Here is a 7,568-nt window from a genome sequence, read left to right as displayed (position 1 = left end):
TGTAGATGTTGCCGACCACACCCCGGCGCCAACCGCGCTCGATGTGCAGTTCCTGCAGCATGCCGTTCTCGATCACCGCGACCCGAGTTTCGCGCGGGGTCACATTGACCAGGATTTCCTCAGACATCGGCAGCCTCCCTGGCGGCATCAGCAGTTGGGGCCAGCACGCCGCAGCGGGCCAGCAGACGATCGGTATGCAGCAACGGCAGCCCCATGACACCGGAGTAGCTGCCGGAAAGGTGTTCGATCCAGCGCTCGGCACCGCCCTGGATGGCATAGGCACCCGCCTTGTCCAGCGGCTCGCCGGTGGCGACGTAGGCAGCGATGTCGGCGGACTCGATGGCGGCGAAGGTGACCTCGGAAACAACCAGTTCGCTGTCCAGCCCGCGCGCGTCCACCACCACCACGGCGGTCATCACCTGATGGGTGCGCCCGGCCAGCCGTGCCAGCATCGCCCGCGCGTCGGCCGCGTTGGCCGGCTTGCCGAATACTTCGCCATCGAGCACCACTTCGGTATCCGAGCCCAGCACCCGCGCCTGCGGGTCATCGGCCAGCACCCGTGCCAGGCCGGCGCGCGCCTTGTCGGCGGCGACCCGGCAGACATAGTCCTGGGCACTTTCAGMGGCCGCGCGCTGCTCGACAACCTCCAGGTCCAACGCCTGGAAAGGGTGTCCGAGTCGGGCCAGCAGCTGGTTGCGTCGGGGGGAGCGGGAAGCAAGATAGAGCATCGACACAGCATAACCTGACGCCGGTACCTGAATCGTCGGACAATCCTTCCCCGGCGCCTGCAACCCCGAACGGACTCACAACGCGTTCATCGCTACGACACCACCCTCACCGCCACAACAAGGAGATCCCATGCGTCGCACCGCCACCCCGCTGCTGCTTGCCCTGTCCCTCGCTCTTGGAGCTTCGATGACCGCCCATGCCGACCCGTCGTCGCCGTCGATCGCCGCCGCGGCCGAAGGCACCCTGCTGAACATCTCGGCCAACGCCGAAGCCACCCGCGTGCCGGACGTGGCCACGCTGTCGGCCGGCGTGGTCACCCAGGCCGCCGACGGCAACAGCGCCATGCGCCAGAACGCCCAGCAGATGGACAAGGTCCTGGCTGCGATCAAGGCCGCCGGCATCGCCGAGCGCGACGTGCAGACCAGCGGCGTCAGCCTCAACCCGCAGTACCGCTATGCCGACAACGAAGCCCCGAAGATCACCGGCTACCAGGCCAGCAACACCGTCAGCCTGAAGGTCCGCGACATCGCCAAGCTGGGCAAGGTGCTGGACGCGCTGGCCGCGCAGGGCGCCAACCAGATCAACGGCCCGCAGTTCGAGATCGACCAGCCCGAGCCGGTCTATGACGAAGCGCGCCTGGCGGCACTGAAGAAGGCCCAGGCCCGTGCCCAGACCTATGCCAAGTCGCTTGGCCTGCAGGTGCGCCGCATTGTCAGCATCTCCGAGAACGCCGGTGGCGGTTTCCGCCCGATGCCGATGATGCGTGCGCAGGCTGCCGGCATGGCAATGGACAAGGCCACCCCGGTCGCCCCGGGTGAATCGACCGTCTCGGTGAACCTGGACGTGGTGTTCGAACTGGGCCGCTGAGGCTCCTTCCGTTCAACCGACGGCGCCCTGCGGGGCGCCGTTTTCGTTTCCACCGCCGCCGTGCCGGCAGCGTTACATGAAGGCCAGCTCAACGCTGCCGCCCCTGCCTCTAGGCAGTGGTGGAGGCGGCGCGCTAATGATTGACTGCCAGCCGCGTGCGGCAACCCCGATGGCGGCCCTGGTGCGTTGAGGACTTCGACACTGGCATGGAGGTGGACCATGGTTCGTACGTATCCCGTAGTACCCCTGCACTTCGATCCCGCCCGCGTTGCCGCCTGGAGTGCGGCCATCGCCCTGCATCTGCTCGCGTTCCTGTTGTTGCTGATCCCGGCGACCTACCAGGCCATTACCGCGCTGCCGCGCGATCAGACCACGGTACGGTTCATTCCCAGGGAAGAGCCCAAGCCGATCGAGCCGCTGCCGGTGCCGACCGAGCCTGAAAAGGTGGAGGTGGTGCACAAGCGGCAGGCCACGCCGGTGCCCGCACCGCTGCCGACGCCCACCGCGACCGTCGAGGAGGCCCAGGGCATCATCCTGCCGGCGGCCGAGCCGACCGCGGTGCAGGCTGCGCCGACCATTGCCCCGTCCACGCCGCTGGCCGGCGCCCAGCTGCAGTACCGTAGCAACCCGCCGCCCAGCTACCCGATCCAGGCCCTGCGCAATCACGAACAGGGCACGGTGCTGCTGCGGGTGGAAGTGGACCCCAGTGGCCAGCCGGTGAACGTCAGCATCGAACGCAGCAGCGGCTCGCGCAGCCTGGACCAGGCCGCCCGCCAGCAGGTGCTGCGCCACTGGCGTTTCGTGCCGGCCGAGCGTGATGGCATGGCCGTTCCCGCCATCGGCATGGTGCCCGTGCAGTTCTCCCTGCCCGACTGAGCCACGGACCGGCCCGGCCGCACGCCGGGCCGGTCACAACGGTGAATGGGCCGGAACAGGGCCAATCTGCCCGGTTATTTGAACTTCGTTGGAAAACCGTTACGAATTTAGTAAAACTTCACACCTCCGTCACCTGCCGGAAACCTAGATTGACGCGTCCCGGGACACACCGGAGACAGCCCTCAATGCTCGAGTTTTCCAGTCAGGAGAGAAGCTGTGAAACACCCGATCCAACGGCCCGCCAGCCGCCGCCGCAACCACCTGGCAACGTCCATCACCCATATCCTCACCGGCGGCGCCCTGCTGCTCGCCGGGGCCGTGGCTTCCTCTTCTGCATTCGCGCAGGAACAGGCCACCAACCTTGACCGGATCACCGTCACCGGTTCGAACATCCCGCGCACCAACACCGAAACACCGTCGCCGGTGCAGGTGGTGACCCGCCAGGAAATCGATCGCACCGGCAAGACCACGGTGGCCGAGTACCTGCAGACCCTGACCGCTGACGGTTCCGGTTCGATCCCGAAGACCTTCGGCAACGGCTTCGCCGGTGGTGGCGCAGGCATTTCGCTGCGCGGCCTCGGTGCCGGCTCCACGCTGGTGCTGTTGAACGGCCGCCGCATGGCGACCTATGGCCTGGCCGATGACGGCCAGAAGGTATTCACCGACCTCAGCACCATTCCCCTCGACGCCGTCGAGCGCGTGGAAGTGCTGAAGGATGGCGCCTCGGCGATCTACGGTTCCGACGCCATCGCCGGCGTAGTCAACATCATCCTGCGCAGCGACTTCCAGGGCGGCATCCTGCGTGCCTCCTACGGCACCTCCGGTGATGGCGACGGCAATGCCAAAAAGGCCACCCTGACCGCCGGTACCGGCGATCTGGCCACCGATGGCTGGAATGCGTTCTTCAGCCTGGATGTCGGCAAGACCRACGCGATCAAGATCAGCGACCRCAAGAACCGCAAGTGGATCGGCACCGGCGACATCCGTCCGTGGGGCTATGGCAACAATGCCCAGTTCCTGGGTGGCGCCTACCTCAATAACCGCACCAGCGGCGGCGTCGGTCCGAACGGCTCTGTGTTCGACGACCGCGTTCCGCCGGGCACCTCCGCGCAGCTGGTTCCGCTGCCGGGTTGCCAGGGCCTGACCACCATCGGTGGCCAGACCGACGCTTCAGTGGCTGCCCAGGGCTGCCTGTGGGATCCGAACCAGCAGTACCGCGACCTCACCCCTGAAGAGAAGTACGTCAACGTGTTCGGCCGTGCCAGTTTCGCCTTCGGCGAAGGCGGCGAGGTCTACACCGAGATCGGCTACTCGAAGAAGGAAACCACCTTCAGCAACACCCCGTCCGGCGTGTCCGGCAGCTGGGGCTACCCGGAAGGTCCGCGCAATGCCAGCAGCGGTCCGGGTGCTGTGGTGCTGTCGCCGACCCACCCGGACAACCCGATCCAGGGCCAGGCCTCGCGCCTGCGCTATTCGGCATGGGATGTCGGTCCGCGCGTGACCAACAACACCAACGAGTTCAACCGCTTGCTGGTGGGCGTGAAGGGCAACTGGGGTGACTGGAGCTACGACACCGCCTACCTGCACTCGGGCACCGACCTGACCAACAAGCGCACCGGCTTCCTGCGTTACAGCGCTGTGCAGTGTGCGTTGGGCAACCCGAACTGCGCCGGCGGCGTGTGGCGCATCGGCGACAACGCCAACCTCAACTCTCAGGCGCTGTACGACTACATCTCGCCGCAGATCAGCGCACGCGCCAAGTCCAGCCTGGACATGTTCGACTTCACCATCTCGCGCAGCCTGATGGACCTGAAGGGCGGCCCGCTGGGCCTGGCCTTCGGTACCGAGTGGCGCAAGACCAGCAACAGCCTGACCCCGCAGACCTACACCGACCAGGGTGACATCATCGGCCTGGGCTATTCGGCCTATGACGGCACCCAGAACGTGTATGCCGGCTACGTCGAGCTGTCCGCGCCAGTGCTGGAGCAGTTGGAACTGTCGGCCGCCATGCGCTACGACAAGTACGAAAGCGGTGAAGGCAAGGCCACGCCGAAGCTGGGCGTGAAGTGGACCCCGGCAGACTGGATCGCCCTGCGCGCCAGCTACGCCGAAGGCTTCCGCGCGCCGAACCCGGCCGAGAACGGTGACGGTGGCCTGGCTGCCTTCTCCAACGCCCGTGATCCGGTGCGTTGCGCCGCCAGCCCGGCCGCCGATGTCGGCACCAACTGCAGCTCGCGGCCGGTGGCGATCATCACCCGTCCGAACAAGGACCTGAAGCCGGAAGAGTCCAAGAGCTACTCGGTCGGCATCGTGCTGCAGCCGACCTCCAGCACCTCGCTGACCGTCGATGCGTGGCAGATCAAGCGCACCAACGAAATCGCCCAGGGCGCCACCGCTGATGCCATCGCCGCCGGCAACGTGCTGCGTGACATCGACCTGATCAACGGCATTGCTGGCACCGGCAGCATCCTGGCGGTCAACACCGCGTACATCAACGCGGCCTCCACCCGCGTGCGCGGTATCGACACTGATATCCGCCAGACCTTCGACATCGGTCCGGGCCAGCTGGAGATGGACCTGCAGTGGAGCCACGTGCTCAAGTTCGAGCGCACCGACGCTGACGTCACCGTCGACTACGCCGGTACCCACGGCAACTGCGACGTGACCAACTGYATCGGCACGCCGAAGGACCGCATCAACTTCGGCACCACCTGGAAGCAGGGCAACTGGAGCGTCAGCGGCGTTGCCAACTACATCTCGAAGATGGACAACAAGGACTTCCGTGGTCCGGACGGCTCGTACCAGTTCTCCTATGCCGACGGTACCGACGTCACCAAGATCTCCTCGTTCACCACCTTCGACCTGTCCGGCCGCTGGAACATCACCGAAGCCTTCGAGCTGAACGCCTCGGTGGCCAACGTGTTTGATCGCATCGCTCCGCTCGATCCGACCACCTACGGTGGCGTGAACTACAACCCGCTGCACTTCAGCGGTGCCATTGGTCGCTACTTCACCGTCGGYGCCAAGTACACCTTCAAGTAATCCTGCTGCAGCGTCACCCGCAAAGGCCCGGGCTCACGCCCGGGCCTTTGCTTTTCTACACACGCGTCAGCGTCCATCATGGGGGCACCTTCTCCTGCGACAGGCGCGATGCCCTCCTCCACTCAACGCCTTGGCCTGGCCGCACTGACCGCACTGGTGGTCGGCTCAATGGTGGGCGCCGGCATCTTCTCGCTGCCGCAGAACGTGGCGCGCAGCGCCGGCCCGGCCGCCGCGCTGATCGGCTGGGCGGTGAGCGGTGCCGGCATGCTGATGCTTGCCTTCGTGTTCCAGGCCCTGGCCAATCGTCGCCCCGACCTGGACACCGGCATCTATGCGTATGCGCGCGAAGGCTTCGGCAACTACATCGGTTTCTCCGCCGCGTGGGGCTACTGGGTCGCTTCGGTACTCGGCAACGCCAGCTTCTTCGTACTGATCTTCAGCGGTCTCGGCCACTTCGCACCGGTGTTCGGCGAAGGCAATACACCGGCCGCCATCGCCGCATCGTCGCTGCTGCTGTGGACCGTGCACCTGCTGGTACTGCGCGGCCTGCGCACTGCGGCGATCATCAATGGCCTGGTCACCGTGGCCAAGCTGGTGCCGATCGCGCTGTTCCTGATTCTGGCAGCCGGCGCATTCCGCATGGACGTGTTCCGCGCCGACTTCTTCGGCGCTCCCGCGCTGGGCGACATGGGCCAGCAGCTGCGCGGGATGATGCTGGTCACCGTGTGGGTGTTCATCGGTATCGAAGGTGCCAGCATCTATTCGCGGCGCGCGGCACGGCGCGCCGATGTCGGCCGCGCCACCGTGATCGGCTTCATCGGCGTGTGGCTGCTGCTGGTGCTGGTCAGCCTGCTGTCGATGGGTGTGCTGTCGCAGGCCGAACTGGCCGGCCTGCCCAATCCCTCGATGGCCTATGTGCTGCGCGCGATCGTTGGCGAATGGGGAGCGACGGTGATCATCATCGGCTCGATCATCTCGGTACTGGGCGCGCTGCTGGCGTGGGTGCTGCTGTGCGCCGAAGTGCTGTTTGCCGCCGCTGGCGATGGCACGATGCCGGCCTTTCTCGGCCGCGAGAACGCGCGCGGCGTGCCCGCCAATGCGCTGTGGTTGAGTAATGGCCTGATCCAGTTGTTCCTGCTGCTGGTGCTGTTCAATTCGGGCAGCTACACCAGCCTGGTGCTGCTGGCGGCGTCGATGAGCCTGGTGCCGTACTTCCTGTCCAGCGCATTCGGCGTGAAGCTGGCCTGGCAGGGCGAGGCATACGCCAGCGCGGCCGGCGCCCGCTGGCGCGACTTCATCGTCGCGCTGCTGGCCAGCGCCTATGCGTTGTGGCTGGTATATGCCGGTGGCCTGGACAACCTGCTGCTGTCGGTACTGCTGTATGTGCCGGGCGTAGTGCTGTACGCGTTGACCCGACGCCAGCGCGGCGAGCGGGTGTTCACGCGCTGGGAATGGGTGCTGTTCGGCGCGATCCTGGTGGTGGCGATCGCTACGCTGGTGGCATTCGCCCGTGGCGCGCTGACCTTGTAAGGCCGAGCCACACCCGACGCTAGTGCTTCGTCAGCATGCCGATGTCATGCATCCAGCGTTCTGCCAGGCTGGGCCATGCCGACACCGGCGCATCTTTCAGGCGCAGGCCGAACGCGTGGCCGCCGTGCGCGAACAAATGCATTTCAACCGGCACGCCGGCCTCGATCAGTGCACGGTGATAGACCAATGCATGACGGACATCGTCCGTCGGGTCATCGGCGGCCTGCACGATGAACGTCGGCGGCGCCTTTGCATCGACCACGATGTCTTTTTCCAGCGAATCATCCTTGCGTACCCAGAGATGCCCTGGATACAGCAGCATCGCGAAATCCGGCCGGCTGGACTGCACATCGGCCGCATCCAACGGTGCATAGCTGCGCTGCGCATGCGTGCTCAACCCGGCCACCACATGGCCGCCGGCCGAGAAGCCGATCACGCCCAACCGTTGTGGATCGATCTTCCAGCGCGCGGACTGCGCACGCAGCAGGCCCATTGCCCGCTGCGCATCCTGCAAGGCCATCGGC

General features: G+C 66.2%; 6 protein-coding genes. 4 read left to right on the top strand and 2 right to left on the bottom strand.

The window, feature by feature from the left end:
• Positions 1 to 119: 119 nt before the first annotated feature.
• Positions 120 to 728, bottom strand: a complete 609-nt coding sequence (locus AC1VAN_RS06095; RefSeq protein WP_480985460.1) for a Maf family nucleotide pyrophosphatase — start codon at positions 726 to 728, stop codon at positions 120 to 122.
• 130 nt (positions 729 to 858) lie between these two features.
• Between AC1VAN_RS06095 and AC1VAN_RS06090 the strand changes: the two genes are divergently transcribed.
• The 4 genes from AC1VAN_RS06090 to arcD all read left to right on the top strand — a co-directional run bounded on the left by AC1VAN_RS06090 (position 859) and on the right by arcD (position 7,044).
• Positions 859 to 1,596 (top strand): SIMPL domain-containing protein, encoded by a 738-nt coding sequence (locus AC1VAN_RS06090; protein ID WP_025879289.1) that lies wholly within the window; start codon positions 859 to 861, stop codon positions 1,594 to 1,596.
• 219 nt (positions 1,597 to 1,815) lie between these two features.
• A complete protein-coding gene (locus AC1VAN_RS06085; RefSeq protein WP_025879290.1) occupies positions 1,816 to 2,472 on the top strand; it encodes an energy transducer TonB in 657 nt (218 codons plus the stop codon).
• Positions 2,473 to 2,688: 216 nt separating this feature from the next.
• Positions 2,689 to 5,514: a TonB-dependent receptor gene (locus AC1VAN_RS06080; RefSeq protein WP_480985459.1), complete on the top strand. Its 2,826-nt coding sequence runs from the start codon at positions 2,689 to 2,691 to the stop codon at positions 5,512 to 5,514.
• A 108-nt stretch (positions 5,515 to 5,622) separates the two neighbouring features.
• Positions 5,623 to 7,044 carry an arginine-ornithine antiporter gene (gene arcD / locus AC1VAN_RS06075; RefSeq protein WP_032975055.1) on the top strand — a complete coding sequence of 474 codons (1,422 nt, stop codon included), beginning with the start codon at positions 5,623 to 5,625 and terminating at the stop codon, positions 7,042 to 7,044.
• A 19-nt stretch (positions 7,045 to 7,063) separates the two neighbouring features.
• On the opposite strand, the gene AC1VAN_RS06070 is transcribed toward arcD, so the two are convergent.
• On the bottom strand, positions 7,064 to 7,568 hold a 505-nt coding region (locus AC1VAN_RS06070), incomplete at its 5' end, for an alpha/beta hydrolase (RefSeq protein WP_480985458.1).

This window comes from Stenotrophomonas sp. 05L44_2 (assembly GCF_056665995.1).
Note: the sequence above shows the minus strand (reverse complement) of the source record. Positions and strands in the feature narration are given on the sequence as shown.

Bases quoted from the DNA above. Each gene is read 5' to 3' on its own strand.
- AC1VAN_RS06090 (WP_025879289.1), top strand. From the start codon at position 859: ATGCGTCGCACCGCCACCCCGCTGCTGCTTGCCCTGTCCCTCGCTCTT.
- AC1VAN_RS06085 (WP_025879290.1), top strand. From the start codon at position 1,816: ATGGTTCGTACGTATCCCGTAGTACCCCTGCACTTCGATCCCGCCCGC.
- arcD (WP_032975055.1), top strand. From the start codon at position 5,623: ATGCCCTCCTCCACTCAACGCCTTGGCCTGGCCGCACTGACCGCACTG.